This window comes from Candidatus Methylomirabilota bacterium (assembly GCA_003104975.1).
In the GTDB taxonomy this organism is placed as follows: domain Bacteria; phylum Methylomirabilota; class Methylomirabilia; order Methylomirabilales; family Methylomirabilaceae; genus Methylomirabilis.
In genome coordinates this window covers 137,220-161,849 of sequence record PQAM01000006.1, presented here as the reverse complement: position 1 = coordinate 161,849, position 24,630 = coordinate 137,220, and the positions used below count along the sequence as shown (strand labels likewise).

Annotated in this window: 29 protein-coding genes and 1 pseudogene; 25 read left to right on the top strand and 5 right to left on the bottom strand. The window is 59.8% G+C overall.

Annotation, left to right across the window (positions count from 1 at the left end; genetic code table 11):
• Positions 1-124 precede the first annotated feature (124 nt).
• From C3F12_03360 to higA, 9 genes and pseudogenes are all read left to right on the top strand, one after another.
• Positions 125-274: pseudogene (locus C3F12_03360) on the top strand (restriction endonuclease).
• A gap of 253 nt (positions 275-527) precedes the next feature.
• Positions 528-779 carry an antitoxin gene (locus tag C3F12_03355; GenBank protein ID PWB47997.1) on the top strand — a complete coding sequence of 84 codons (252 nt, stop codon included), beginning with the start codon at positions 528-530 and terminating at the stop codon, positions 777-779.
• 3 nt (positions 780-782) lie between these two features.
• A complete protein-coding gene (locus C3F12_03350) occupies positions 783-1,142 on the top strand; it encodes a hypothetical protein (protein PWB47996.1) in 360 nt (119 codons plus the stop codon).
• 141 nt (positions 1,143-1,283) lie between these two features.
• Positions 1,284-2,192 carry a methyltransferase gene (locus tag C3F12_03345; GenBank protein PWB47995.1) on the top strand — a complete coding sequence of 303 codons (909 nt, stop codon included), beginning with the start codon at positions 1,284-1,286 and terminating at the stop codon, positions 2,190-2,192.
• Between the two features lie 213 nt (positions 2,193-2,405).
• Entirely contained in the window at positions 2,406-2,708 is a 303-nt protein-coding gene (locus tag C3F12_03340) for a hypothetical protein (GenBank protein ID PWB47994.1), read from the top strand.
• Positions 2,695-2,982: a hypothetical protein gene (locus C3F12_03335; protein ID PWB47993.1), complete on the top strand. Its 288-nt coding sequence runs from the start codon at positions 2,695-2,697 to the stop codon at positions 2,980-2,982. The genes C3F12_03340 and C3F12_03335 overlap by 14 nt, the downstream gene beginning before the upstream one ends.
• Positions 2,983-3,275: 293 nt before the next feature.
• Positions 3,276-3,623 carry a DNA-binding protein gene (locus C3F12_03330; GenBank protein ID PWB47992.1) on the top strand — a complete coding sequence of 116 codons (348 nt, stop codon included), beginning with the start codon at positions 3,276-3,278 and terminating at the stop codon, positions 3,621-3,623.
• A 167-nt stretch (positions 3,624-3,790) separates the two neighbouring features.
• On the top strand, positions 3,791-3,991 hold the full coding sequence (locus tag C3F12_03325; GenBank protein PWB47991.1) for a hypothetical protein: 201 nt from the start codon (positions 3,791-3,793) through the stop codon (positions 3,989-3,991).
• Positions 3,992-4,075: 84 nt separating this feature from the next.
• Complete coding sequence (higA, locus tag C3F12_03320) at positions 4,076-4,390, top strand: addiction module antidote protein, HigA family (protein ID PWB47990.1); 315 nt, start codon at positions 4,076-4,078, stop codon at positions 4,388-4,390.
• A gap of 473 nt (positions 4,391-4,863) precedes the next feature.
• Here higA and C3F12_03315 read toward each other — a convergent pair whose 3' ends face one another.
• Positions 4,864-5,217 carry a hypothetical protein gene (locus tag C3F12_03315; protein ID PWB47989.1) on the bottom strand — a complete coding sequence of 118 codons (354 nt, stop codon included), beginning with the start codon at positions 5,215-5,217 and terminating at the stop codon, positions 4,864-4,866.
• A gap of 813 nt (positions 5,218-6,030) precedes the next feature.
• Between C3F12_03315 and C3F12_03310 the strand changes: the two genes are divergently transcribed.
• Positions 6,031-6,378: a carboxymuconolactone decarboxylase family protein gene (locus tag C3F12_03310; GenBank protein ID PWB47988.1), complete on the top strand. Its 348-nt coding sequence runs from the start codon at positions 6,031-6,033 to the stop codon at positions 6,376-6,378.
• A 101-nt stretch (positions 6,379-6,479) separates the two neighbouring features.
• Here C3F12_03310 and C3F12_03305 read toward each other — a convergent pair whose 3' ends face one another.
• The 4 genes from C3F12_03305 to C3F12_03290 form a co-directional block, all read right to left on the bottom strand.
• The gene (locus tag C3F12_03305) at positions 6,480-9,308 is read right to left on the bottom strand and encodes a hybrid sensor histidine kinase/response regulator (GenBank protein PWB47987.1); all 2,829 of its coding nucleotides are present in this window, start codon (positions 9,306-9,308) and stop codon (positions 6,480-6,482) included.
• Positions 9,309-9,727: 419 nt separating this feature from the next.
• The gene (locus tag C3F12_03300) at positions 9,728-10,156 is read right to left on the bottom strand and encodes a protein-tyrosine-phosphatase (protein PWB47986.1); all 429 of its coding nucleotides are present in this window, start codon (positions 10,154-10,156) and stop codon (positions 9,728-9,730) included.
• A 1-nt stretch (position 10,157) separates the two neighbouring features.
• Positions 10,158-12,029 (bottom strand): PAS domain-containing sensor histidine kinase, encoded by a 1,872-nt coding sequence (locus C3F12_03295; GenBank protein ID PWB47985.1) that lies wholly within the window; start codon positions 12,027-12,029, stop codon positions 10,158-10,160.
• A gap of 17 nt (positions 12,030-12,046) precedes the next feature.
• Positions 12,047-12,730, bottom strand: a complete 684-nt coding sequence (locus tag C3F12_03290) for a DNA-binding response regulator (protein PWB47984.1) — start codon at positions 12,728-12,730, stop codon at positions 12,047-12,049.
• A 188-nt stretch (positions 12,731-12,918) separates the two neighbouring features.
• Between C3F12_03290 and C3F12_03285 the strand changes: the two genes are divergently transcribed.
• From C3F12_03285 to C3F12_03215, 15 genes are all read left to right on the top strand, one after another.
• The gene (locus tag C3F12_03285; protein PWB47983.1) at positions 12,919-13,257 is read left to right on the top strand and encodes a ModE family transcriptional regulator; all 339 of its coding nucleotides are present in this window, start codon (positions 12,919-12,921) and stop codon (positions 13,255-13,257) included.
• A 52-nt stretch (positions 13,258-13,309) separates the two neighbouring features.
• Positions 13,310-13,516: a molybdenum-pterin-binding protein gene (locus C3F12_03280; protein ID PWB47982.1), complete on the top strand. Its 207-nt coding sequence runs from the start codon at positions 13,310-13,312 to the stop codon at positions 13,514-13,516.
• Positions 13,517-13,525: 9 nt separating this feature from the next.
• Positions 13,526-14,404 (top strand): tungsten ABC transporter substrate-binding protein, encoded by an 879-nt coding sequence (locus tag C3F12_03275; protein PWB47981.1) that lies wholly within the window; start codon positions 13,526-13,528, stop codon positions 14,402-14,404.
• A 194-nt stretch (positions 14,405-14,598) separates the two neighbouring features.
• Positions 14,599-14,937 carry a formylmethanofuran dehydrogenase gene (locus tag C3F12_03270; GenBank protein ID PWB47980.1) on the top strand — a complete coding sequence of 113 codons (339 nt, stop codon included), beginning with the start codon at positions 14,599-14,601 and terminating at the stop codon, positions 14,935-14,937.
• Complete coding sequence (locus tag C3F12_03265; GenBank protein ID PWB47979.1) at positions 14,930-15,301, top strand: formylmethanofuran dehydrogenase; 372 nt, start codon at positions 14,930-14,932, stop codon at positions 15,299-15,301. The genes C3F12_03270 and C3F12_03265 overlap by 8 nt, the downstream gene beginning before the upstream one ends.
• Positions 15,302-15,313: 12 nt before the next feature.
• On the top strand, positions 15,314-16,249 hold the full coding sequence (locus C3F12_03260; protein PWB47978.1) for a formylmethanofuran dehydrogenase subunit B: 936 nt from the start codon (positions 15,314-15,316) through the stop codon (positions 16,247-16,249).
• A gap of 26 nt (positions 16,250-16,275) precedes the next feature.
• The gene (locus tag C3F12_03255) at positions 16,276-17,790 is read left to right on the top strand and encodes a hypothetical protein (GenBank protein PWB47977.1); all 1,515 of its coding nucleotides are present in this window, start codon (positions 16,276-16,278) and stop codon (positions 17,788-17,790) included.
• Positions 17,791-17,888: 98 nt separating this feature from the next.
• Positions 17,889-18,701 carry a molybdate ABC transporter substrate-binding protein gene (gene modA / locus C3F12_03250; GenBank protein ID PWB47976.1) on the top strand — a complete coding sequence of 271 codons (813 nt, stop codon included), beginning with the start codon at positions 17,889-17,891 and terminating at the stop codon, positions 18,699-18,701.
• A gap of 47 nt (positions 18,702-18,748) precedes the next feature.
• The gene (modB, locus tag C3F12_03245; GenBank protein PWB47975.1) at positions 18,749-19,411 is read left to right on the top strand and encodes a molybdate ABC transporter permease subunit; all 663 of its coding nucleotides are present in this window, start codon (positions 18,749-18,751) and stop codon (positions 19,409-19,411) included.
• Positions 19,411-20,505, top strand: coding sequence for an ABC transporter ATP-binding protein (locus tag C3F12_03240; GenBank protein PWB47974.1), 1,095 nt, complete (start codon positions 19,411-19,413; stop codon positions 20,503-20,505). The genes modB and C3F12_03240 overlap by 1 nt, the downstream gene beginning before the upstream one ends.
• Positions 20,506-20,649: 144 nt before the next feature.
• On the top strand, positions 20,650-21,348 hold the full coding sequence (locus C3F12_03235; protein PWB47973.1) for a tungstate transporter permease: 699 nt from the start codon (positions 20,650-20,652) through the stop codon (positions 21,346-21,348).
• Positions 21,345-22,436 (top strand): ABC transporter ATP-binding protein, encoded by a 1,092-nt coding sequence (locus C3F12_03230; GenBank protein PWB47972.1) that lies wholly within the window; start codon positions 21,345-21,347, stop codon positions 22,434-22,436. Before C3F12_03235 ends, C3F12_03230 begins: the two co-directional genes overlap by 4 nt.
• A gap of 210 nt (positions 22,437-22,646) precedes the next feature.
• On the top strand, positions 22,647-22,895 hold the full coding sequence (locus C3F12_03225) for a DUF465 domain-containing protein (GenBank protein ID PWB47971.1): 249 nt from the start codon (positions 22,647-22,649) through the stop codon (positions 22,893-22,895).
• Positions 22,892-23,389, top strand: a complete 498-nt coding sequence (moaC, locus tag C3F12_03220; GenBank protein PWB47970.1) for a cyclic pyranopterin monophosphate synthase MoaC — start codon at positions 22,892-22,894, stop codon at positions 23,387-23,389. The genes C3F12_03225 and moaC overlap by 4 nt, the downstream gene beginning before the upstream one ends.
• The gene (locus C3F12_03215; protein ID PWB47969.1) at positions 23,373-24,596 is read left to right on the top strand and encodes an acetoin utilization protein AcuC; all 1,224 of its coding nucleotides are present in this window, start codon (positions 23,373-23,375) and stop codon (positions 24,594-24,596) included. The genes moaC and C3F12_03215 overlap by 17 nt, the downstream gene beginning before the upstream one ends.
• Positions 24,597-24,630 lie beyond the last annotated feature (34 nt).

The window sequence follows — 24,630 nt, the reverse complement described above, 5'->3', positions numbered from 1 at the left end:
TCCGCGCTACCGGGGGAAGATCAGGCTGTCTAACTCCGCACTGGATCGGACCGTTGGCTCGCTCCGCTCGCAGCGGCTGAACCGCACCGTTGAAGAGACCCAAGAAATCTGATACATCATGTCCATGAAGCCGGACGACATCCTGCGCGATTTATCCGCCCACATCAGTAAGGCTGTCGCCCACTACTGGAAGACCCGAGCGGGACAAAGAGACAAACAGCGGCAGACCGGCAAGGCCGACCAGGGACTCCGCAGCGCCGTGACCGGCGGCGCTCCTCGACATCGAGCCGCGCCTGAACCGCATCGCGGGATTTCGAGCGCTGCCCGTACTCCGTCAGGCGCTGCAGATCGAACTCGGTGCACAGGCACGACTGGCCGAACAGCAGGTTGGGTGATCTCATGACCGGGAGTTGGCTTCGCATAGTTCAACTAACTTTGGGATTGACTCGCTCAAGCCAGACGGGGAATAAATGTGGCACATTTGACCTCGCAACTGTCATGTGGTCATCAAGAAGGAGAGACTCCCTATGACTATTACCGACCGAATCGAGATGAACCCTAAGGTCATGATGGGCAAACCGGTTATCCGTGGAACACGAGTGCCCGTCGAGCTGATTCTCCGAAAACTGAGTGAGGGAGCACGAGAGAGGGACCTCTTGGCAGCCTATCCCAAGCTCACGCACGAGGACATCCAGGCCGCCATCCGGTATGCAGCCGACACGGTCGCCCATGAAGAGACCGTTCTCCTGAGCGCAGCCAAGCGATCCGCCCGGAAATAGACTGTGCGATTTCTCGTCGATGAAGGTTGCGACTATGGGGTCGTTCGTGCGCTACGCGTTGCAGGATATGACGTGCATGCCATCTCTGAAATGTCTCCCCGCGCGGAGGATACCGACGTGATTGCCCTCGCCGCTCGCGAAGAGCGAATTGTCCTGACCGAAGACGGGGATTTCGGCCAACTCGTGTATGCGCATGGTCAGCAGACGCATGGGGTGATTTTCATACGATACCCTATTGCGATGCGAAAGCAGCTCGGTAAAGACGTGGTCAAACTGGTAAAACAGCGCGGGGAGACCTTGGTTGGGTGTTTTGTTGTGCTCCAGCCCGGTCGGATCCGAATCAGTCGAATCCCTGGCAATTAACCCAGTCTCATAAGTCCCATACCCATGAGATCGCAACCCCACCCGTCATTCGGTATGCGGACTTGGAGGTGGCGTAGGGTGAGAGCCGTTGAGCGGTCGCCCGGACACTCATGGCCCACTTGGTGGCCTTCGCGTGAATCCATGAACACAACCGTTCACAGATTGATCAATGGCGATGCGCGAGAGCTCGCATACGTGGACGATGCGTCGGTTCATCTCGTCGTCACGTCGCCCCCTTATTGGAATCTGAAGCGGTATAACGAGAGCCCCGAGCAGCTTGGCCATATTCAGGATTATGAGGCATTCCTCTTTGAGTTAGAGAAGGTCTGGCGACATGTCTACAGAATCCTGGTCCCCGGAGGGCGGCTGGTGTGTGTGGTCGGGGATGTCTGTGTCGCGCGCCGCGATTTCGGACGCCACCTCGTGTTTCCCTTGCACGCCGACATCTGCGTCATCTGTCGACGGATCGGCTTTGACAATCTGAACCCCATCATCTGGCACAAGATCGCCAATGCGTCCTACGAGGTCGAAAACGGGTCGAAGTTCCTGGGGAAACCCTACGAGCCAAATGCCATCATTAAGAACGACATCGAGTTCATCCTGATGCAGCGAAAACCGGGCGGCTACCGGAAACCGACCAGTAAGCAGCGCGACACCAGCAGGATCGAAAAGGACATCTTTGATCGCTGGTTTCAGCAGATCTGGACGATAACGGGAGCATCGACCAAACAGCACCCCGCTCCGTTCCCGTTGGAACTGGCCATACGCCTTGTCCGTATGTTCTCCTTTACCGAGGACACGGTTCTGGACCCCTTCTGCGGATCGGGCACGACGATGGTCGCAGCACTGCGCACCGGACGAAACAGCATTGGGATCGAAATCGATCCGGAATACTGCCGCATGGCTGCCCGGTACCTCAAAGCAGAGACGGCTGACCTGTTCGCGACGGCTGAGCTTCGGTTTGAAAAAGCGCCGACGGACACCGCCGCCCTCGTGAAGGAAGACTATGCCCTCTATGAAGTCCGGCCGGCCAGGAAACGACTGGCATAGGCGAACGGCAGCATGACGCGGAGGGCGCTTGGCCCCCTACCTTGGCCGAGCGGACGAAAAACTCCTTGCCGATCGCCGTCGGGAAAAGGAAAAGGGTCAAGTCTGCTCTTGACCCATGTCGCTCTCTCGTCAACACGATACCTTGGCCGCCGGACCTTGGCACAGGGCCTTAAGCGCTTGATCACGTGTATATAACTATCGTATACTATCGATATGGCGGTGATACCAGAGCATTTCTCCGGCGTTGAATCGTTCGAGTGGGACGCCGGCAATCTCTCGAAAAGCGAGGGTAAACATGCCGTCACATGGACGGAGGCCGAACAGGTGTTCTTCAATCGACCGATTCTCGTAGCGGAAGCGCATCTGGGCCACGGCGAAGAACGTCACTTCGCTCTTGGTAAGACGAACGCCGGTCGGTTGTTGACGATCGTATTCACTATTCGCGGGAAGTCGCTTCGCGTGATATCGGCTCGCCCGATGAGCCGAACTGAAAGGCGGGCATATGGTAAAGCATAAGAAAATGAAAACTATTCCATCATTTACATCTGAGGCCGAAGAGCGCGCGTATTGGGCGACGCACGATACGGCTGAACACGTGGACTGGGCGAAGGGTAGGCCCGCGGTATTTCCGGACCTGAAGCCGTCAACGGAAACCATCTCTCTTCGTTTGCCTGCGGCGCTCCTGGCTGATCTCAAGATGCTTGCGAATCAGCGGGATGTGCCATACCAGTCACTGCTGAAGATGTTTCTTGCCGAGCGGGTTGCGAAAGAGGTCCGGACGTCCGCGTGAACCAGCGCCTAACGGCTGCATGCAGCCGAACAGGGTCGCAACGTTCTTGCGGGTCGAGATGACAACGAGTAGTCTGACGATAGCGCGGCGGGGCGGCAGTGCCGCCGCCCCGGTCGGCTGAGGCGGAAGGCGTTCGGCCCCTAGTCCCACCGCGGCATGTTGGACCTATTGACAACATGATCACATGCGGGAAAGGCGACCACCGACACTGCGGGGGAACCGATACCGCCACAGATTCACCACGCTCGACCAACTGCTGGCGGACTTCCAATCCGACATTGAGAGGTGGAGTAATGAAAACCGTGACGCTTGATGTTTGTTCGCCGGCCGATGCTATGGCGGATTTTACTCAGGCATGGAAAACCGATAAACCTCGGCGGAGCGCCCGCATCAGCTCTGCCACGCCTGAACTCCCCTGGAAGGTACTGACGGAAAAGCGGTGGGAACTGCTGAAGGCGTTGTGCGGCGCCGGCCTAGTGTCAATCCGTGAAACAGCCCGTCGGGTTCATCGAGACGTCAAGGCTGTGCACGGTGACGTAACGGCCTTGCTCAACGCCGGCGTCCTCACCCGAACCGCCGATGGCCGCATTGAGTGTCCGTTTAAAGCCGTGAAGGTTGAGTTTCTTTTGCGGGCCGCATAGGCTTGTAGGGTAAAGGAATACTGTGGCCACAGCAGCCTTGATCAGCCCGGCAGTGTCAGGAGATAGCCTGTCACGTTTGCAGTGGTCTGAACGGCTCAGTTAATAGTAAACTGATGGAAAGATGGAGAAGGTAGTACGGGCGTATTCTTCGGCTTATGAGGTGACATATGCGCAAACTTGATGAACTCGAGGAGGAGATTCGGAATTTGTCGGGAGCGGAGATTGTCGAATTCCGCAAATGGTACGCGGAGTTTGATGCTCAAGCATGGGATCGGCAGTTCGAGGCAGACGTGAAGTCCGGAAGGCTTGACGCTCTGGGCGAAGCTGCGCGCGGTGCCCGCCGTGAAGGTAAGAGTACTGACCTTTGAACCACTTCGCATCCCCGGAGTTTTGGCTTCACTACCACATTCTTCCGATCGTAGTGGCGGATGATCACTGACGTGAGGTGCAGAATGGGCATTCCAAAAACCAGACGGAAGACGGTGCGCCCGATCCATCCGGGCGAGATGCTTCGGGAGGATTCCCTTCCCGACTACGGGCTTACGGTGTCAGGTTTCGCGCACGTGCTGGGCGTATCCCGCCAGACGGTGAATGAATTGCTTCGTGAGCGCCGGTCGGTCAGCCCGGAAATGGCGCTCAGGCTGTCGCGTCTGTTCGGCAACTCACCAGAGTTCTGGCTCAACGCGCAGCGTGCGGTAGATTTATGGGATGCGGCCCAGAAGATTGCTCCGGAGGTCAAGCGAATCAAACCACTGCCTGCCGCGTAAAACCAGGCTGGATCGGCCCGGCTGCACCGGCCATTCAGCTTACCGGATTACCCTCGCCTGTCACCCCGATCGCAAGAGGTTACATAGGTGTAGTCTCGACTCCGCTGCGTGACCCTGACACTGGTCTGCCCATCCTTTTCGTCGTGTATTCCGGACCAATACCCCATACGCCCGCGGTGCGCCCATGGGCACGAAAGTGTGTGGCGCGACCGTCCCGCCACTGGCTCGTCGTTGCGAGCGACCGACGGGAGCGCGGCGATCTCAGTGTTGTCGAAGCTGCGAAGAACGGTAAGATTGCTTCGTCGCTGCGCGTGCAGAGGTCACGGTCGCATCAGCTATTGCAGCTCGAGAGAAGCCGACGTATAGCTCCAACCCTGCATCTTGAGCAGCCTACTCTCACACTCGCCGACTCCAGCGGAGGGAATGTAGAAGCCGCAGCCGGGATGACAAGTGTAGCCCGTCAAATGTCACTGTTACGGCACAGCCCTCCCATTCACGGTTACCTTCGCGCTGATCTCAGGTCCGACCTCCTGGTGACGCGTATTCGCCGCGACGATCCTGACGACGTGCGGTCCGTTCGAGAGCCCTACGAGTTGCATCGAAGTCCCAAACGGTGGCCCCGGGTTGCGCCCGTCCAGGTAGAGATGGATGTGGTCGATATCCCCTGCCTCCTTGAACTCCCACTGTATCAACATACTGGAACCTATGACTTCCCCGTCCTTCGGCGACAAGAGCTTGACCGTAGCCTGTTGCCCCCAGCCAACAGAGAGCCCCGCGACCAAAATCACTGCAAATACCGCCATCATCGACGTTATCGACCTTCCCATGTGGTGTCTCCCCATGCAAGATGCTGGGGCCTGCCGATGCCCGGACCGACTGCGGAGTGGCTGACCTCGGTGGGGGCCTTGCCGAAGGCGGCGATTATGACGGCTGTTGCCGTAGTAACGACCGCCGGCAGCCGACTGGAGAGCCTTCAGGCAAGGCCCACCGCAACGTTGGTTGTGCCACACCAGGTGGGCACGGAAGATCCCGTTCGAGCCTTCGAAGGCTCAGTGAACACTATTCTCCCGTCGTGTCGGTCCTTGGGCTTGAGAGTCTTTTATCCACTCTAAGCCCTTGGGATAAACCTGCATTGTCGCGTCGATTGTTGTCAAGCAGGTCCTCGTATAGAACTTGGAATACACGTTGATCAGATTGACTTGCTGTAGAATCTTGTCAGCAAATCCTGCTCTCCCCGAAAGCATCATTGCGGAGAATTCACGGGCCGCCTGCCTATTGCTGACCGACAACGGATTGGGGGTCGGGGTCACCGAAACGGTACGGCCCTTCAGGGCTCAATCTGCCCGAAAGGGCCATACGCATGCAGCTTAGCACTGGTCTGGTTCGATTAGGGTCCATGCCCACCGCCATAACCGATGCCTCCCCTGCCGAAGAACAGAAAGTTATCACTAAGCATACATCTTCAGGTTGGATTCACCCCATTGTCAAGGAGAAAGTATACCTGAGGAGATCCCACAGTGCTTGCAACCATGGCGAACGGGGGGTATCATGCGCGTAAGTTGCGAGAGGCAGTGTGTGAAAGATGCCGGCGCGTTCCACGGCTAAGATGGCCCACGTCACCCTCGATGAGGAGAACAATGATGCCGAAGCAGAAGCTCCCGATCCCGTTTCAGCAGTTTACGCAACTCTTCCCTGAGGCGCATGCCGCGTACGAGCGCCTCGGAGGCGCCTGTCACACTGCGGGTCCCCTGGAGGCCAAGACGCGGGAGCTGATCCAGCTCGGCATGGCGATCGGGATCCGGTCGGAAGGGGCGGTCCATGCTCACGTTCGAAAGGCGCTGGAAGCGGGTGCCTCGCCGGAGGAGATCAGACATGCGGTCCTGCTCGGGATCCCGACCCTCGGGTGGCCCGCGACCGTGGCTGCCTTTACCTGGATCGGCGACATCCTCAAATCTGGTCCTCGGTCCCGCGTCAAGAAGAGGGTCTAACGGCGGTTGGTTAGTGATGTAACCGTCGCCGCCATTCATCCACGCGGGCCAAAGCGAGATGCTCGCGTAGCATCTCCCGCGGCAGATCGCTCTTGCTCCGGTCAGTGCTTACCAAGGACTGACCCATCGATGGCGGTGCGGACCGCCGTAGCCAGATCACCCTGACTAAACGGTTTTCGGATATAGCCGCTGATCCTCAGGTGGTTCAGGGTTCGGCGGATCTGATCTGGAGCGTACCCAGTGCAGACCAACACCTGAATATCTGGGTTGAGCGCGCGGAGCGCCGGGATCAGGTCTACCGCCCCCATCCGAGGCATGATTGCGTCGGTGAGCACGAGCGCAATGTCAGGGTGCGTTCGGAAGACTGCCAGTGCTTCGACACCGTCGGCAGCGGCCAAGACGGTATAGCCAAGATCGTTCAGGAGGGTCTCTCCCATCTCCAGGGACACCGGATTATCCTCCACGAACAGAAGCGTCTCACGCCCGTGCGGCATCGCCTCTTTGATCGAAGGCGTGGCGTCTGTCGGGGTAGGCACGATAGGGAGAAAGACATGGAAGGCGCTCCCCTGCCCTTCGGCCGTCTCGACCTCGAGCCAACCCTCATGCTGGTGAACGATCCCGTAGACCGAGGCGAGGCCCAAGCCGGTTCCATGCCCAGGCGCCTTGGTTGTGAAGAAGGGTTCGAAGATTTGGTCTCGAATGGCCGATGGGATGCCGGTTCCGGTATCGGCCACGGTCAGGCAGGCAAACGGACCCGGCCGGCGATGCGGGTGACTGCCCAGGCTCGCCTCCGTGAGGGTCACCGGAACCAGGCGGAGGGTGAGGGCGCCCCCGCAGGGCATGGCATCGCGGGCGTTGGTGGCGAGATTGAGGATAATTTGCTGCACCTCACCCGGATCCGCATTAGCAACAAGGGCTTCGAGAGCGGGTTCGACCTGGATCGTAATCGTTTCGGGGAATGTTTGCCGCAGCAGCTTTCTGATCTCTTTGAGCAGCGGGTTGAGGTCAAGCGGCCGTCGCTCCAGGGGGGCCTTGCGCGCGAAGGCCAGCATTTGGCCGATCAGACCGGCGGCCTGGCGGCCCAGTCTCGGGACTCGGCTGAGGTACGAGGCCCCTTTTGAGCCTTCCGGCAGCTCCTTTAAGGCGAGCTCTGCAAAGCCGATGATTCCGTTCAGGAGATTGTTGAAGTCGTGGGCGATCCCTCCGGCCAGGAGGCCGATCGCCTCCAGTTTCTGCGCCTGGCGCAGGTTCTCCTGCAGGCGCTTAGGCTCGGTCATATCCTGTTTGATGGCAATGAAATGGGCGATGTTGCCGTGTTCGTCCGGCACAGGCGTAATGGTTTGCGCCTCGGTGTAGAGGCTGCCATCCTTGCGACGATTGACGATTTCGCCCTGCCATACGCGACCGGACAGCACAGTCTCCCACAGGTTATGGTAGAATGCCTGATCGTGTCGGCCAGACCTGAGCAAGCGCGGAGTTCGGCCGATGGTCTCCTCGGCGGTATAGCCGGTCAGCCGCGCGAAGGCGGCATTGGCCCACCTGATCGTCCCATTGCGATCAGTAATAATAATGCCGTTTGCAGCGGCTTCCAACGCGGCGGCCTGCAGGCGGATCTGCGCCTCGGTCCGCTTACGCTCGGTCATATCCACCATGATTCCGACGATGCCGGTGGTGCCGCCTTGCTCATCCCGAAGTGGCGCTGTCCAGAGGCTGATATCGATCGGAGAGCCGTCTTTTTTCCGGCGAATGACCTCGACGCCGCCTAACGCTTCACCGGCCAACGCTCGATCGCGCAGCACTCGGTGCTCTTCGCATCTGCCGGACGGAACCGTGGGCAGCGGACGTTCGAGGACCTCTTCCTTGCGCCAGCCAAACATGCGTTCCGCCGCCGGGCTCCACAGCTTGACGTTACCCTCGCGATCCAAGATGGTGATGCCCGCTGTTGAGGCGTCGATGACCGCTTTCAAAAGATCGTACGTCTCGCGCAAGGCCAACTCTGATCGCTTCCGCTCGGTGACATCACGCAGGATCCCCCGGAAACCAGCAACCCTGCCGTCTTCCAGGATGGGAACCGATCTCACCTCAATAAACACGCACTCTCCATCCGGGCGTACGATCTGAGTCTCCACGACGTCAGCCGTGATCCCTGTGTCTACCGCATCGGTAAACACCTCCTTCACGTGGTTCAGCGCGATAGGGGCGATGAACTCGAAGAGGTTGCGGCCCACGAGTTGCTCCGGGCTTTCAAGACCATGAATCTGAGCCAACGCTCGGTTTGCAAAGGTGATCACTCCCCGGGCGTCCACTGCAAACAGCCCATCGTTGATCTCATTCACGAGTACGCGATATTTGTTCTCGCTTTCCTGCAGAGCGTGTTCTGTCCCCTCGTGTTCGGCGATTTCGGCCTGCAATGCTTCAGCAGTGCGTGTCAGCTCCCTGGTCCGTTCGCGAATGCGCTCCTCCATCTCGTCGTACGCCGCGCGCAACGCCTCCTGCGCGTGGTGGCGTTCGCGGACCTCTTCCTGGAGTGCGACATTGGCGGCTTCCAGTTGGGCGGGACTGGGGAGCGCAAGCGCCTTCGGGATCAACGGCCACAGCGCCACCGCGGTCCCGACTGATGCGGCGGCCGTCACGGCCTTCACGGCCGCATCGAGCCAATACAGGGGACTCCAGATGGTCCACAACGCCATGAGGTGCGTAGTCCCGCACGCGACGATGAACACGGCAAAGAACACGAACACCGGTCTGAAGGCGAGATCACGCCGTTTGCGGACGAAGTAGATGAGCGCGATCGGAATGGAATAATACGAGAGTGTGATCAGCGAATCCGAGACGATATAGAGCCACAACAACGGTCGCGTCCACAGAAAGCAGTAGCCGTGCGGCTCAAAGCCTTGTGGGGTCAAAATGGTCCATAGGAGCGATACCATTTTCTCGTTCCTCCCTGCCTCGAGTCTTGCCGACCACCTACGCGAACGCCTTCTCAGGTCGAGTAATACCCGAGAGGGCGCTAGACATTGGTCAGGCACTAAGCATAATCAGTATAGTGTGTACAACTCAGTATTAACTCTTACTGGCTATTGGATGTCAACATAAACTCTAATCTATCACAGGGTCAGATACGGTGCCTCTTCCCACTGTCCTTAGTCCTGTAACAGAAGTGCGGGTTAGATCCCTAGTCTGCACTCGCTCGAAGCCATTTCCGCCTTCGACTCCATGGTGCCACATATTACCGAATTCGTATCCGCATAACTGGCTGGCAGAAGCGAGACCGCACGAAGCAGCGGTTTCACATTGGGCTCAACGGCGGGGAGCGAAAGGCGGGCGCCTGAAGCACTCGGGGGCTTGATCACTGCCACGTGTGATCGGTAAGCCACGCGCGGATACGGGCGGAGATGTCGTCACGCACTCGCCTGAACGTGTTCAGGCGATCCCTATCAGTGCCGGTGGCCTGTGACGGGTCGTCGAAGCTCCAGTGGATGCGGGTCGTCCCACCAGGAAATATTGGACATCGCTCATTAGCGCTGTCGCAGACCGTGATCACGTAGTCCCATCGCTCCTCCAAAAAGGCGTCGACGGTCTTCGAGGTGTGTCCTCTCAGATCGATCCCGACCTCGTCCATTGCTCGGATTGCCAGCGGGTGAACACGCGTGGCCTCGGTTCCGGCGCCGGCCGTCTCGAAACGCTCTCCCGCGAGGGCGCGCAGCCATCCTTCCGCCATCTGACTCCGCGCCGAGTTGTGCGTACAGACGAACAGGACTCGAATCGGGTGAGCCATCTTATGTGGGTTCCTGATTAACGGGGGCGAGCGGGAGCGTAAAGCGGACCGTGGTCCCTTTGTTCAGCTCGCTTTCGATATACAGGTCTCCGTCGTGCGCCTTGACCAGGTGCTTGACAATAGCCAGTCCAAGCCCCGTCCCGCCAAGCTCTCTGGAGCGGGCCCTGTCCACCCGGTAGAACCGCTCCGTAATCCGTGGTAAGTTCTGGGACGGTATGCCGATCCCGGTATCCCGTACGGCGACTTCGATGAAATCGCCAGGGTCTGGGGTATAGGGTTTAGGGTCTGAACGGGAGTCATCACGAGACCCTAGACCCTGAACCCTAAACCCTCCCCGGGCGGTGACCGTCACTCGCCCGCCCTTCGGCGTAAACTTGATGCCGTTATCGATAAGATTGATCAGAATCTGCGCCAGACGGTCGCGGTCGGCCAGGACGCGCGGCAGACCGTCAGGCAGCTCTGTCGCAAGTCCGATCTCCTGCTTCACGGCCTGCGGTCCATAGATCGTCATCACATTTTGCACGACCTCGGTAAGCGCCGTCGGTCGCCGATGCAGCGTCACCTTTCCCAATTCGAGGTTGGACAGGTCCAAGAGATCGCCGACGAGTCGACCCAGACGCTCGGTGTGTTTGTGGATCACCTCAAGGAAGGGACGGGCATGCGCCCGATCCTCAAGCCCGCCTTCCAATAGGGTTTCCAGGTACCCCCTGATCGAGGTGAGAGGAGTTCTCAGCTCGTGAGAGACGTTTGCCACGAACTCGGTGCGCACCATTTCCAGCCGTCGCAGTTCGGTGACGTCGTGCAGCACCAGCATTGCGCCCACGATCTGCGCCCGACCCCTGAGGGGCGAGGCGTGTACTTGCAGGACGCGCTGTACCGGGGCAAAGATCTGAAGTTCCTGTTGGGCAAACGTGCCCTCGGTGAGCGTTCGATTGAGAAGATCGAGCATCTCTTTATTGCGGATGACTTCGAGAAACGGCCTGTCGACGCTGGCATCCGGCGACGTACTGAGGAGACGACAGGCGCCGGCGTTGATGAGCAGGATGCGGTCCGCCCCATCGACCGCCACGACACCTTCCACCATGCTGTCCAGGACGGCCGCTCCCTTCGCGCGCTCTCCTTCCAGTTCCGCCAGCCGGTCCTCCAGCCGCTGCGCCATCAGATTCAGCGTACGCCCCAACTGACCGATTTCGTCGGAGGAGGGCATCGGCATCTTGCGGGAAAAGTCGCCTTCGGCCATGCGATCGGCGACCCTCGTCATCTCCGCGATGGGCCGTGTCACCCGACGAGCAAAGATGGACCCAAGAATTGCGGCAGCGACGAGTGCGAGCAGCCCCCCGATAATCAACGGTCGACGGATCAGTGTCAGCTCCCGGTCCAGATCGGAGAGCGGCATGGCCACGCGAAGCACCCCCGTCATGGTCCCCTGGTGTCGCAGGGGAATCGCTGCGTACAGCATCTTGACGCCCAGGGTGTCGCTTTGGCGAAGAACGCTCCCGACGCCGCCGGCGACCGCCGCCTGAATCTCCGGACGGTGCAGGTGATTATCCATCAGACCGACCTGGTCGGGGGTTGTCTCGGAATCGGCCAGGACCGTCCCGTCCGTCCGGATGACCGTGACTCGGGCGCCGACCTGTCTGGCGAGCCGGTGCGCGATCGTGTGAAGCTGCCCGGGGTCCCGGACGATCAGGGCCGGGTTGATCTCGTTGCCCATGAGCTGCGCCTGGGCCTGCAAGCTGAACTTCAGTCGTTCAATCGAGGCGCGTTGGAGGGAGGTGAGAAGATAGATGCCGGCAACGGCAACGATGGCCAGTACGACGAGGAGATACGTCGCGATCAGCTTGCGCTGAAACCGGCCCTCAATCCACAACATGCTGACGGTTTCGCCGATCAGGCGTCCTGGTCGAATCGATATCCGACACTCTTGACGGTGACGATGCGTGCGGCCTCCGATCCCAACTTTTCCCGGAGACGCCTGACGTGGACGTCCACCGTCCGCGATTCGATCTCGGAGGCCCGCTCGTATCCCCACACCCGTTCCAGCAGGTAGTCGCGCGTGAGTACCCGTCCCCTGGCGAGGATCAGGGCCTTCAGCAGGTCGAACTCTTTTGTCGTCAGCTCGACCGGTCGATTCCGGATGGTAACGGTATATCGGCTGAAATCGATCTGCAAGCTGCCGGCCTTCACAATCTCTTCACCTGGGATCTCTTCGGTTCTTCGAATCAGGGCCTTGACCCTGGCCACCAGTTCCCGCGGACTGAACGGCTTGGTGAGGTAGTCATCGCCGCCCAATTCGAGCCCCAGAACCTTGTCGGCCTCTTCCGCTTTGGCGGTCAGCATCAGGATCGGGAGCCGGGCTGTGTCGGACTCTTTGCGAAGCCGTCGGCAGAGATCCAACCCACTGAGGTGCGGCAGCATCAGATCGAGGATCAGCAAGTGCGGCCGGTCCCGCTTGATCAGCTCCAACGCCTGAAGGCCGTCATGGGCCTGTACGACATGGAATCCTTCCCGTTCCAGATGATAGGCAACGAGGGCGGTAATGTCGTTTTCATCGTCTACGACAAGGACCTTCATGACCGTATCTCCTGCTGGTCAGACCAGGGTCTCCTACTGATTGTTCGATCTCGGGCAAGATGATAGCCTCGTTCACAGACAGGCCGCAAGCAGTTTTGCGTAAGGGCTGCCTGGTAATCAGGCTTGACACGATGAGTAAGTGGTGTAAATATAGCGATATGTTCCATCATACATATCGCAGGTGATCGATGCAGCTTGAGGTAAAGTCGAAGACCTGGCTGGAGGCGGACGGCAAGTTCATCATGGGAGAGCATGGTATTGCGCTCCTCGATGCCATCGATGAGCTTGGGTCGATTCAGCATGCGGCGAAGCGGGTCGGATGGTCCTATCGACGCGCCTGGGGGTATCTGAAAACGATGGAGCGACACGCCGAGGTGCCGATTCTGATTATCAGCCATGGAGGAACGGCCGGCGGCGGGACGCGACTCACGCCGCAGGCACGTAAACTCATACGGGATTATAAGCGGTTGCAGAAGGCGCTGCGTGCCGCCCTCAAAAAAGAATCGCGGATACTATTTTCGTATTGAGCGAAGGCGGGGAGAACAGCAAGAGCGGGGCATGAGGAAGGAGGTGGAGGGGATGCAGATGAGTGCGCGGAATCAGTTGGCGGGCGTCGTTAAGAAGGTGAAAATCGGAGCCGTCATGAGCGAGGTGGTCGTGAAGGTGGGGGATCAGGAACTGGTCTCGGCCATTACCAGCGGCTCGGCCAAGCGGATGAAACTGAAGGCTGGGGACCAAGTCTATGCCGTCATCAAGGCCACAGAGGTCATGATCGCCAAGGAGTAGCGGGAGACGATGAGCACCATGGGTAAGAGATACTTGAGAACTGTTCTTCAGTACCTAATCGTGGGTCTGGCGGTACTTGGCGCCGCACAAGGGGCACCAATCCGCGTCGTCCAGGCTGGAAGTCAAAATGTCATTCTGGCGACCACCACCAGTACGCAGGATTCCGGGCTGCTTGACGTCTTGGTTCCATTGTTTGAGCGACAGACCGGCTACGTCGTGAAAACGATCTCCGTCGGAACAGGCCAGGCGCTGGCTCTTGGCGGTCGCGGCGAAGCAGACGTAGTATTGGTCCACGCCCCGGAGGCCGAGAAGAGGTATGTGACCGAGGGGACACTCACCAACCGTCGCCTGGTCATGCACAACGATTTCATTATCGTCGGCCCGAAGGAGGATCCGGCTCAGATCCGTAGTCTGAAGAAGGCGAGTGAAGCGCTCCGTCGAATCGCGGAGCGAAAAGCGACGTGGGTCTCTCGAGGTGATAATTCGGGGACCCATCAGCTTGAAAAACGCCTATGGAAAGCTTCGGGACAAGAACCTGTCAGCGACTGGTATCTGGAAACAGGCCAGGGGATGGGGCAGACCCTTGGGATTGCGACGGAGAAGCGAGCCTATACCCTCACCGACCGGGGCACCTACCTTGCCTTAAAAAAACGCCTCGCTCTGGAGATTCTCATTGAGCGCGACCCATCGCTCCTGAATATCTACTCGGTCATGGAGGTGAATGCCGACAGATTTCCCAAGGTGAATGCTGCCGGCGGCAAGGCGTTTGCGGACTTTATCATCGCGGCTGACACTCAAGCGATCATCAAGACGTTTGGCGTTGAGAAGTTCGGCGAGCCGCTATTTTATCCGGATGCCGGCAGACAGGAGGAGGAGATCGGACGCTGAAGAGATCGTGATCCTGAACGATAGAAGAAGACGACAAGGGGCGTTCAGCTCACCCGGCCAGGTCGATACTGAACGCCCCGGAGAGATGAAGCGGTCGCCCGCCTCAACGCCCGTTCTATTTCCGCACCGACCCCGATGATTGTCAAGGGGAAAGACGAGCGTGAGTACGACCGTCATCAAGGAGCGTGTGTGAGATGACGAAGAAGCGGTTCACGGTGATCACCTTGCGAACACTGACGCAAGGCCAGGCCATGCACGTCGGAAAGGAGTCGAAGGAGTATATAGAGGAGATCTCAACAGTACGAATGAACCTCAAGGACATCGAAGAACTCGCCCTGCAGGACGGCGACCGAGTTCGATTGTCCACGCCGCACGGTTCGGCCATCCTGAAGTATGCCAAGGGCGATGTCCCCCAGGGGATGGTATTGATCCCGTGGGGACGGATCATTAATCCGATCATCGGCACCGATACCCAAGCGACCGGGATGCCGGACTACAAGGGTATCGAGGCGGAGGTGGAGCGCTATGTCTGAAAATGTCACGGTACAAGCCGCGAAACAGTTGAAGATCTTTACCGATGTGGTCTGCCCATTCTGCGGCACCGCATGCGACGACCTGGAAATCCATGTCGAGGAGGGGCGCATCAAGACGGTCAAGAATGCCTGCGCGCTGGGCAAGGCCACCTATATGCACTACCAATCGGATTTGGCGACACCGAGGATTCATGGGCAACCCGCGACCATCGAGCAGTGCATCGACGCAGCCGCAGCGATCCTCGCCGCGGCCAAGTACCCGCTGATCTATGGTCTGGATTCCACGGAGTTGAGCGCACAAAAGAAGGCGATCCAACTGGCTGAACTGATCGGCGCCAATATCGATCATACATCGTCCGTCTGACACGGCCCAGGTCTGCAGGGTCTGCAGACAGTTGGCCTTCCGACCTGTACGGTCGGGGAAATTCAGAATAGGGCGGACCTCGTCGTGTACTGGGGATCGAACCCGGCTGAAGCGCATCCCAGGCACCCCAGTCGCTACGCCGTGACAGCCAAGGGACTCTTTACCCCAACCGGGAAGAAGGGGCGAACCATCATCACGATCGATGTGCGGCCGACCGCCTCGGCCAGAATGGCCGATATCGCCTTCCAGATCACGCCGAACACCGATTATGAGGTCGCAACGTCGCTGACGGCCCTTGTGAACGGGCACGAGCTGAATCGCGCTGAAGTGGGCGGGGTCCCAGTCGCGGAGTGGAAGGCGCTTGCGGATAAACTGAAGAATTGCAAATTTGGGATCATCTGCTGGGGGATGGGCATTACCATGAGTCGCGGCAAGACGATGAACGCCATCGCCCTCCTGAAACTGGCCCAGGCACTGAATCGATTCACGAAGTTTTCCGGTATGCCGATGCGGGGTCACGGCAATGTCGTGGGGATCGCGCAGGTGCTGACCTGGCAGACCGGCTATCCCTTCGCCGTCAATTTCAGCCGGGGCTACCCGCGCTACAACCCCGGGGAGTTCTCGGTAGCCGATCTCGTCGCGCGAAGAGAGGTCGATGCCGCCATGATTATGGCTGCGGATGCGGTCGGTCATCTGCCCGGCAGGACCTCGGAGCATCTTCGGTCGATCCCGCTGATTGCGATCGATCCCAAGGAGAGCGATACGACAAAGGTCGCCACGGTCGTGATCCCCGTGGCGCAGTCGGCGGTTGCGGCCGCCGGCATGCAGTACCGGATGGATCACATCCCGCTCAAGCAGAAGAAGGTGGTCGACTCGCCCTGGCCGACGGATCGGGAGGTCCTGGAGCAGATCATCGCCAAGGTGGTTGCGATGAAAAACGGCAAGTAATCTGATAAACCAGACAGAGGAGAACCATGACGTCAAGAGGGTGGTGGGTTCGTGGTGTCGTCCTGGGTAGCGCCCTGCTGCTCGCCCCCGTTGGGGCGTGGGCCGACAAGCTGACAGAGCTGGAACAGACGTACAAGACGCAGCAACAGTCGCTGCGGCGGTTGCAACAGGAGTTGCAGCAATTGCGTCAGGAACGGGCCACGCAACAGAATGAGATGACTAGGCGCGTGATGGAGGTGGAGAAGAAGGCCGCCGAGGCCGCGGCCTCGTCTCTCAATACCGGATATGAACCTGGGAAGGGGTTCTTCCTGAAGTCTGCCGATGGGCAGTTTAAGCTGAGCATAAGCGGCTACACGCAGACCTGGATGCAAGTCGAAGGGGCGCGACAGGAAGAAGATTTCCCAGGGATCGTTGATGGCCAGGATGTGACGGCAGCGGGGCTCGCGCGGCACGACCCGAGTACATTTCGGATGCGCCGTACCCGCCTCCTCGTGACGGGCCAGGTCTTCAACGACTATGGCTTCTACATCGAGCCGGAGATTGCGGGCGGTTCTACGGGTACGCGGCTCCAACAGGGCTGGCTCAGCTACACCTATGCCCCCTGGGCCAAGGCGTTTGTTGGGCAGCGCAAGCCCCGATTCGGTCTTGAAGAAATCACCTCCGCTCGGGATCTAGATTTCGCCGAACGGGCGGTCGTCACCAGGGCGCTGGCTCCAGGCCAGGAGGTTGGTGCCACCATCGAAGGCAATCTGCAACTCGCTGCCATGCCGGTCTTTTATGGCGTGGGGATCTATAACGGCTGCGGCCGGGTCGATCAGTGCCCAGGCGGTATCGATAACGACGGTGATAAGGAGTTCACCGGTCGATTGACCGTTTCGCCACCTACGCCGTTCGGGAATCTCACTATCGGTATGAATGCCGATCACCGCACCTTTCGAACAGTGAGAGGCAACGGCGCGACCGATAACAACGGCGTCACAAGACCTATTGGTGGCACCTCGTTTCATCGCTTTAACCCGATCGGTCCGACCGGCGTCACGCTGGCCGGCAACGGGGTCGGCGGCACTCAGAACGGTTTCCGGATCAACGGCAATCGGGTCACCGGCGGGGGCGACATCGTCTTCGACCTGTATCCGTTTATCCTCAAGGGTGAATACCTCTACGCCTCCCAGGAGCGTGACGGTTTGGGCGCCGGCGGCGAGAACCTCGACAACCTCATCATGCAGGGCGGGTATGGGTCGATCGGCTACTGGGTCTTCGGCAACAAGCTGAAGGGTCTGCTGGTCACCGGCCGCTATGAGCATTTTCGTATCGATGACAATAAGGGCGCGTTTACTTCTCCCGACTCGGCCACAAACGAGATCCCGTTGGAGATGCGCTCAGGCACCATCGGCCTGACCTGGTATGTCAATCCCAACGTCCGGCTGCGAGGCAACTACGTTGTTGCCGACCTCAGTCCGGGTCGGAATGTGGTTGGGATAAGCAATAGCGCGGGGGGCAACGCGCATGAAGGGATCGCCGAGTTGCAGGTTCAGTTCTAACGCATCGACAGAGCTGGGCGGCACAGGGAGGTCAGGCGCGAGGGCCGATGCGGGCTCGGATTGCGTTTGGAGGCATACATGGCCTATACTGAACCAGAATGCTACGGTGTCATCGAGAGATGGTTCCACGGAGATTGGATCGGATGCTGGGCGTTCTGGTGGTTGTCGCATGGCTCACCGGCGTATCCGCGGCATCGGGCGCCGAACTGCTGGTGTCGGCGGCGATCAGCCTAAAGGAGCCTTTACAGGAAATCGGTGCGCGGTTTGAACAGCAACATCCGGACTTGAAGGTGGTTTTCAACTTCGGCGCGTCCGGTGTCTTGCAGCAGCAGATCGAACAGGGCGCCCCCGTGGATGTGTATGTGTCCGCCGCGCCGAAACAGATGGACGAGCTTGAGGCGAAGAGCCTCATCCTTCCGAACACCCGACGTATCCTGGCCGTCAACGTGGTTGTCCTCATCACCCACGCGGCCCTCAAGCCATCTCTTCACGCCTTCACCGATCTGACCAAACCGGAGGTCAGGCTGATCGCCATCGGTAATCCGCGTACCGTTCCAGCAGGTGCGTACGCCCGGGCGATCTTGACGAGCCTGGGGCTGTGGGATACCCTGCAACCAAAGCTGATCCTCACCGAGAATGTGCGTCAGGCTCTGGCCTACGTCGCGCGAGGCGAGGTCGACGCCGCCCTGGTGTATGCCACTGACGCGCAGAGCGCCGGTGAAGCGGTTCGCGTCGTCGCCGTGGCGCCGGAGGGGAGGTATCCGCCTGTCCTGTATCCGATCAGTGCGATCAGTGCCTCAACCCAGCCCGCTCTCGCCAGCGCGTTCGTCGACCTGGCTGTGAGCGAGGTCGGACAACAGATTCTGAAAGCCCACGGATTCCTGCCGCCGCCGAAGGGTGCGGCTCGCTGAAGGCGCGGTCCGGACGAGAGACGACCGCTAATCATAGGCGGACAGCCATGACACACATTCCGCTGTCACCTTTGCTCCTATCGTTGAAGATCGCCGGCATGGCGACGGTGGTGACGCTACTCATCGGCACGCCAATCGCCTGGCTGTTGGCCCGAGGTCGATTTCCCGGTCGGGCACTCCTGGAATCGATCGTGGTGATTCCGCTGATCCTGCCGCCGACCGTGACCGGCTATTACCTGCTATGGCTGATCGGCCGTCACGGATTGCTGGGGCGATTTCTGGAGTACGGACTGAATATCGGCCTCATCTTTACCTGGAAGGCCGCGGTGCTCGCGTCGACCATCGCGGCGCTACCGCTATTTATCAAGGCGGCCCAGGGGGCGTTTGAAGGGATTGATCGTCGGATCGAAGACGCCGGTCGGACGTTCAAGCCTATTCTGATCGTCCTGTGCACGATCACCTTGCCGCTCGCCTGGAGGGGCATCTTGGCCGGATCGATTCTGGCATTCGCCAGGGCCATGGGGGAGTTCGGAATTACACTGATGATTGCCGGGAACATCCCGGGGAAAACCCAGACGCTCGCCCTGGCGATCTATGATGCGGTTCAGGCCAATCAGCCGCAGGAGGCGAATGCCCTGTCGATCCTGGTGACGGCCGTGGTGTTGATGATTCTTACGTTGGTCGGACGGATGACCAAGGTCAAATACTGATGCTGGAGGTTACGCTCGACAGGCGGCTCTCCGGGTTTCACCTCCGGACGCAACTGACGGTCGGTGATGAGATCGCCGCCTTGTACGGCCCGTCCGGCTCGGGCAAGAGTCTGACGCTGCTCGCCATCGCCGGTCTGATCAGGCCGACCTCCGGAACCATTCGTATCAATGGCCGGACCGTCTTTGACGGCAGCGCCGGCATTGATCTGGCGCCGCACCTTCGACGTGTGGGTCTGGTCTTCCAGGAATATGCGCTATTCCCGCATAAGACGGTATCGGGGAATCTCTTGTTCGGATTACCGCGAGGGACGCCTCAGAATAAAGCGGCCGATCGGGTCAACGAGATGCTGCATCTTCTGCGGCTGGCGGCGTTTGCGCAGCACTACCCGAATCAGCTTTCTGGCGGACAGCGACAACGGGTTGCGCTGGGACGCGCCCTGATCGGGCATCCGGAGATCCTGCTGCTGGACGAGCCCTTTTCCGCCCTCGATCCGGCCGTTCGCGAAACCCTTCGCCAGGAGCTGCTTCAGATGCTCGCCGACTATAAGGGGACGGTTCTGCTGGTGACCCATGATCTGCAAGAGGCCTATCTTATGGCGTCGACCATCGCCATCATCGACGGCGGCACGGTGCTCCAGACAGGAACCCGGGACGAGGTGCTCCATCGACCGCAGAGTCGGCGCGTCGCCGAGCATACGGGCGCCAAGAATATCCTGCGAGGCGTGGCGTGTGTCGACCCGGACGGCCTCTGGGACATCGTCTGGCGAGGGCATCATCTGCGGGTCCACGGTTTGGAGCCGATGGCGCCTGGGGAGGTGGAGTTCTGTATCCGACCCGAGGATGTCAGGCTGGTGTGGCCGGACCGGGTGGGCCGGCGGGATAATCTTCTGCGCGGCCGGATCGTCCACGAACTCGGGCGCGGCCTGGATTACCTGCTCTTTGTCGGTCTTGCCGACGGAGACAACCGGGGAAAGTATGATCTGGAAATTCAGGTTCGAAGCCGACTGCACGACCTGATGTCGCTGTATGTGGGGAAAGAGGTGTGGGTGTCGTTGCCCCCGGACCGTCTGCGCCTGCTCCAGCCAGACGACTGACGATCAACGGTCGTTCATTCGAAAGCGTCCCGGGTCATTGCGAGGCGTAGCTGAAGCAATCTTGCAGTCTTTCAGGATAATGACGGTGAGATTGCCGCGCTCCCGCTGGTCGCTCGCAATGACGGCATCGGTTAAGGGGCAAAGATGGAACTGATCTGGCAAGGTATGAAGCAGGCGATCCTGCTGCTGCTGCGCGGCGATCCGGAGGTGCTGCGGATCATGCTGCTGTCGCTGCAGGTCTCGGGTGGCGCAACCCTGCTCAGCCTGCTGATCGGTATTCCGTTCGGCGTCGTCCTGGCCTTAAGCCGCTTTCCAGGGCGCCGCATCGCCATCAGCCTGGTCAATACCGGGATGGGCGTGCCGCCGGTTGTGGTCGGCCTTTTCGTCAGTATTATGCTCTGGCGCAGTGGACCGCTTGGCTTCCTGGAGTGGCTCTATACGCCCACGGCGATGGTGCTCGCACAGCTCGTCATTGCCGCCCCGGTGGTGACCGGCCTCACCATCGCTGCCGTTCAGCAGCTCAACCCTCGACTGCATCTGCAGCTTATCGGACTCGGCGCGTCGAGGATTCAGGTCGTCTACCTGCTCCTCAAAGAGGCGCGACTGCCGCTCCTAGCCGCGCTGATGGCCGGCTTCGGCGCGGTCATCTCGGAGATCGGGGCCTCCATGATGGTAGGCGGCAACATCTACCGGCAGACGCGGGTACTGACGACCGCCACCGTCCTCGAAACCGGCAAAGGAAATTTCGATATGGCAATCGCGCTCAGTCTGCTGTTGCTGCTGCTGACCTTTGCCGTGAACGTGACCCTCACCTGGATTCAGCAACGGGGGCGGATATCATGAACGATCCGATCCTCCGGCTCGACACGATCAAAGTCACATATGACGGCAGGGTGGTCCTGGATGTGCCGTCACTGGACATCCCGGAGGGCGAGACGTTAGCGGTCATCGGTCCCAACGGGGCCGGCAAATCGACCCTCCTTCGCATCCTTGGACTGCTGGAGCAGCCCACCGAAGGGTGCGTCGTCTTCGCGGGGCGATCGATCCGGCCGTACCACAATCTACTGAGCGACCGTCGCCGGATGGCCAGCGTCTTTCAGGAGCCGTTGTTGACCGACGGAACCGTAGAGGCCAATGTCGCGCTGGGGCTGAGATTGCGGCGCGTCGATGCGGCTGAGGTCAATAGGCGCGTGGCTGATGGTATGGCAACCTTCAACATCGGGCATCTGGCGAGACGGCGGACGCGAACCCTCTCGGGCGGCGAGGCTCAACGGGTAAGTCTGGCGCGGGCCATGGTCCTCGATCCGGAGGTGTTCCTATTGGATGAGCCGTTCGCCGCCTTGGATGCGCCGACTCGCGAGGCGCTGTTGCTCGACCTTAAGACGATTCTCGACAAGCGGCGGATCACCACGATCTTTGTGACCCACGATCGAAATGAGGCGCTCGTGCTCGGCGATCGGGTAGGGGTGATGATGGGGGGGCAGGTGCTTCAGATCGGCGCCCCCGAGCGGGTCTTTACCGAGCCGGTCAACGAGCAGGTTGCCCGGTTCGTCGGTATTGAGACGATCCTTCGCGGCCATGTACAGCGCGTAACCCTTGGGCTCGCCACCATACAGGTGTCAGGGTGGACCCTGGAAGTTGCTGCGCCAGTGATGCCTGGCGAGCGAGTCCTGATCTGCCTGCGGCCGGAAGAGATTACGCTGTCTCCTCGGACGGCGATAGCACCCGCCTCCAGCGCGCGGAATCAGCTTCACGGTACGGTAGTCCGGCACCTGCCAGCCGGCCCTGCTTACCGGGTAACGATCGACTGTGGCGTTCCGATCGTCGCGATGGTGACCCGACAGTCGTGGGAGCAACTCGACCTGGAGGACGGGGCCGAGGTGATTGCCGCATTCAAAGCGACCGCCCCCCATGTCATTCAGTGTGTTTAACCGTTTTTGTCCTTGACTTTCGCCCGCGTGTTGGGTAGGGTAAAAACGAAAATGGTAGATCCCTCACAGCAGATACGCACCGTGACACACGAGCAGTCGAGCCTGTCAACGCTGACAGGTACCCGCCAGTGCGAGCCGTTCGGCGTTCAATTCCACCCGGCGACGGGCTGTCGCCATCGCAATAAAATCCCACCGGAAAGGAGGTACAAGATGGAAGAAACGGAAGCACAACTCTTTGCTCGCCTCAGGGAGGAGAATCCGGAGTTTCAGCGACTGGCCGAGAAGCACCGAGAATTCGATCTGAAGATCAGTGAGTTGGACCGGATCTATTACCTGACAAGCGAGCAGGAGCGCAAGCGGAAGGAGCTGCAGAAGCTGAAGTTGACCATCAAAGATCAGATGCACGCGATTATGCGTCAGTATCGACGCAACCACACACCGGCCACGTCTCAAAAATGAAACGGCTGACTCACGTCGACCGACGCGGCCAAGCCCGTATGGTCGATATCAGTGAGAAAGATGAAACCAGGCGAGAGGCTGTGGCCAGGGGCACCGTCACCATGCAGCCCGAGACCCTTCGTCTGATTGCGAAGGGGAGGGTCTCAAAGGGCGATGTCCTGGCCGCTGCCAGGCTCGCCGGGCTGATGGCGGCAAAACGCGTACCCGACCTCATTCCCCTCTGTCATCCCCTCCTGCTTTCCAGTGCTGAAGTAGAGTTTACACCCGTCGAGACGGCGGGGCGCCTGGACATCGAATCACGAATCAAGGTCACCGGGCGAACCGGGGCAGAAATGGAGGCCCTGATGGCCGTGGCGATGGCGGCCTTGACCGTCTATGACATGTGCAAGGCGGTAGACAAGGAGATGGTCATCGGCGCCATCCGGCTGGTCGGAAAGACGGGGGGAAAGAGCGGAGTCTATCATCGACCTGGTGAAAATGGGGGCGGAGTCTGAGAGACTCCCGTATCCGATAGACCTCCGTCAAGGATGTAGGACGCCGAGACGCAGCTCGGCATTGACCATGTCTGCAGGATTGGGGACGGCATTTATTTATAGCCCGCGGTTCCTTGACTTCGACTACGGACCGGGGCATCCCTTGCGCAACGAGCGACTTGGGCTTACCTATGATCTGATCCGCGCCTGCGAGTTGCTGTCCCTGCCTTCAATCCGCACCGTCGAACCTGAACCCGCGACCGACGACGAACTCCTGGTGTTTCTGAGGCCCGGCTACTTAGAGGTGCTCAAGGCAGCCGATGTGGGTCGCGCGACCGCCGAGGCGTATCAGTACGGCCTCGGTACCCCGGATAACCCGATTCTGCCGGGCATCTTCCGATGGTCTGCGCTGGTCGCCGGCGCGTCGCTTCATGCCATGCGGATGGTGGAATCCGGTGAGGTCAAGACCGCGTTCAACATCTCCGGAGGCCTGCACCACGCCGGTCCCGGAAGGGCGTCCGGATTCTGCTATATCAATGATGCGGCGCTGGTCGTCGCCGATCTCTGTCGGCGCGGACATCGGGTGGCCTATGTGGACATCGATGCGCACCACGGCGACGGCGTCCAGGGAGCATTCTACGGTACCGATCAAGTGCTGACACTATCAATCCATGAGAGCGGCGCTACCCTGTTTCCAGGCACCGGGTTCGCCGGCGAACTCGGTGAAGGGAAGGGGGAGGGGTACTCCGTCAACATTCCGCTCCCATCTTCGGCCGATGATGAGATCTTTCTCTGGTGTTTCGATGAGGTTATCCCCCCGGTTGTCGATGCCTTCCGACCCGATATCCTGGTGACGCAGCTTGGTATCGACGCCCATCGAACCGATCCCCTCTCCCATATCGGGATCAGTCTTGGGGCGTTTGTCCGGGTCGTCAGACGCCTGAAGGATTGCTGTGGCCGATGGATCGCGCTTGGCGGGGGCGGGTATGACCTGAGAAATGTCGCGCGCGCCTGGACGGCAGCCTGGGCCATTATGAATGAGTGTGAGCTACCGGCCTTACTGCCGAAATCGTTTCTGGCTCGACATCAGGCAATCGAGTGGAACGGCACGGCCTTTGTGGATACCCCGGCAATCATTAAGGGGAAGGCCAAGGCGCGCGCCTGGGAAGAGGTGCGGGAGTCGGTAGCGTATCTCAAGCGGTCGGTATTTTCGCGGCACGATCGCTGATGGTGGACCTTTTTACGGAGGGGCCTATGGCGAG

Excerpts from the sequence above, each read along its gene's own strand:
- C3F12_03355 (PWB47997.1), top strand. The coding sequence starts at position 528 with ATGACTATTACCGACCGAATCGAGATGAACCCTAAGGTCATGATGGGC.
- C3F12_03345 (PWB47995.1), top strand. The coding sequence starts at position 1,284 with ATGAACACAACCGTTCACAGATTGATCAATGGCGATGCGCGAGAGCTC.
- C3F12_03340 (PWB47994.1), top strand. The coding sequence starts at position 2,406 with ATGGCGGTGATACCAGAGCATTTCTCCGGCGTTGAATCGTTCGAGTGG.
- C3F12_03335 (PWB47993.1), top strand. The coding sequence starts at position 2,695 with ATGGTAAAGCATAAGAAAATGAAAACTATTCCATCATTTACATCTGAG.
- C3F12_03330 (PWB47992.1), top strand. The coding sequence starts at position 3,276 with ATGAAAACCGTGACGCTTGATGTTTGTTCGCCGGCCGATGCTATGGCG.
- C3F12_03325 (PWB47991.1), top strand. The coding sequence starts at position 3,791 with ATGCGCAAACTTGATGAACTCGAGGAGGAGATTCGGAATTTGTCGGGA.
- higA (PWB47990.1), top strand. The coding sequence starts at position 4,076 with ATGGGCATTCCAAAAACCAGACGGAAGACGGTGCGCCCGATCCATCCG.
- C3F12_03315 (PWB47989.1), bottom strand. The coding sequence starts at position 5,217 with ATGGGAAGGTCGATAACGTCGATGATGGCGGTATTTGCAGTGATTTTG.
- C3F12_03310 (PWB47988.1), top strand. The coding sequence starts at position 6,031 with ATGCCGAAGCAGAAGCTCCCGATCCCGTTTCAGCAGTTTACGCAACTC.
- C3F12_03305 (PWB47987.1), bottom strand. The coding sequence starts at position 9,308 with ATGGTATCGCTCCTATGGACCATTTTGACCCCACAAGGCTTTGAGCCG.
- C3F12_03300 (PWB47986.1), bottom strand. The coding sequence starts at position 10,156 with ATGGCTCACCCGATTCGAGTCCTGTTCGTCTGTACGCACAACTCGGCG.
- C3F12_03295 (PWB47985.1), bottom strand. The coding sequence starts at position 12,029 with ATGTTGTGGATTGAGGGCCGGTTTCAGCGCAAGCTGATCGCGACGTAT.
- C3F12_03290 (PWB47984.1), bottom strand. The coding sequence starts at position 12,730 with ATGAAGGTCCTTGTCGTAGACGATGAAAACGACATTACCGCCCTCGTT.
- C3F12_03285 (PWB47983.1), top strand. The coding sequence starts at position 12,919 with ATGCAGCTTGAGGTAAAGTCGAAGACCTGGCTGGAGGCGGACGGCAAG.
- C3F12_03280 (PWB47982.1), top strand. The coding sequence starts at position 13,310 with ATGCAGATGAGTGCGCGGAATCAGTTGGCGGGCGTCGTTAAGAAGGTG.
- C3F12_03275 (PWB47981.1), top strand. The coding sequence starts at position 13,526 with ATGAGCACCATGGGTAAGAGATACTTGAGAACTGTTCTTCAGTACCTA.
- C3F12_03270 (PWB47980.1), top strand. The coding sequence starts at position 14,599 with ATGACGAAGAAGCGGTTCACGGTGATCACCTTGCGAACACTGACGCAA.
- C3F12_03265 (PWB47979.1), top strand. The coding sequence starts at position 14,930 with ATGTCTGAAAATGTCACGGTACAAGCCGCGAAACAGTTGAAGATCTTT.
- C3F12_03255 (PWB47977.1), top strand. The coding sequence starts at position 16,276 with ATGACGTCAAGAGGGTGGTGGGTTCGTGGTGTCGTCCTGGGTAGCGCC.
- modA (PWB47976.1), top strand. The coding sequence starts at position 17,889 with ATGCTACGGTGTCATCGAGAGATGGTTCCACGGAGATTGGATCGGATG.
- modB (PWB47975.1), top strand. The coding sequence starts at position 18,749 with ATGACACACATTCCGCTGTCACCTTTGCTCCTATCGTTGAAGATCGCC.
- C3F12_03240 (PWB47974.1), top strand. The coding sequence starts at position 19,411 with ATGCTGGAGGTTACGCTCGACAGGCGGCTCTCCGGGTTTCACCTCCGG.
- C3F12_03235 (PWB47973.1), top strand. The coding sequence starts at position 20,650 with ATGGAACTGATCTGGCAAGGTATGAAGCAGGCGATCCTGCTGCTGCTG.
- C3F12_03230 (PWB47972.1), top strand. The coding sequence starts at position 21,345 with ATGAACGATCCGATCCTCCGGCTCGACACGATCAAAGTCACATATGAC.
- C3F12_03225 (PWB47971.1), top strand. The coding sequence starts at position 22,647 with ATGGAAGAAACGGAAGCACAACTCTTTGCTCGCCTCAGGGAGGAGAAT.
- moaC (PWB47970.1), top strand. The coding sequence starts at position 22,892 with ATGAAACGGCTGACTCACGTCGACCGACGCGGCCAAGCCCGTATGGTC.
- C3F12_03215 (PWB47969.1), top strand. The coding sequence starts at position 23,373 with ATGGGGGCGGAGTCTGAGAGACTCCCGTATCCGATAGACCTCCGTCAA.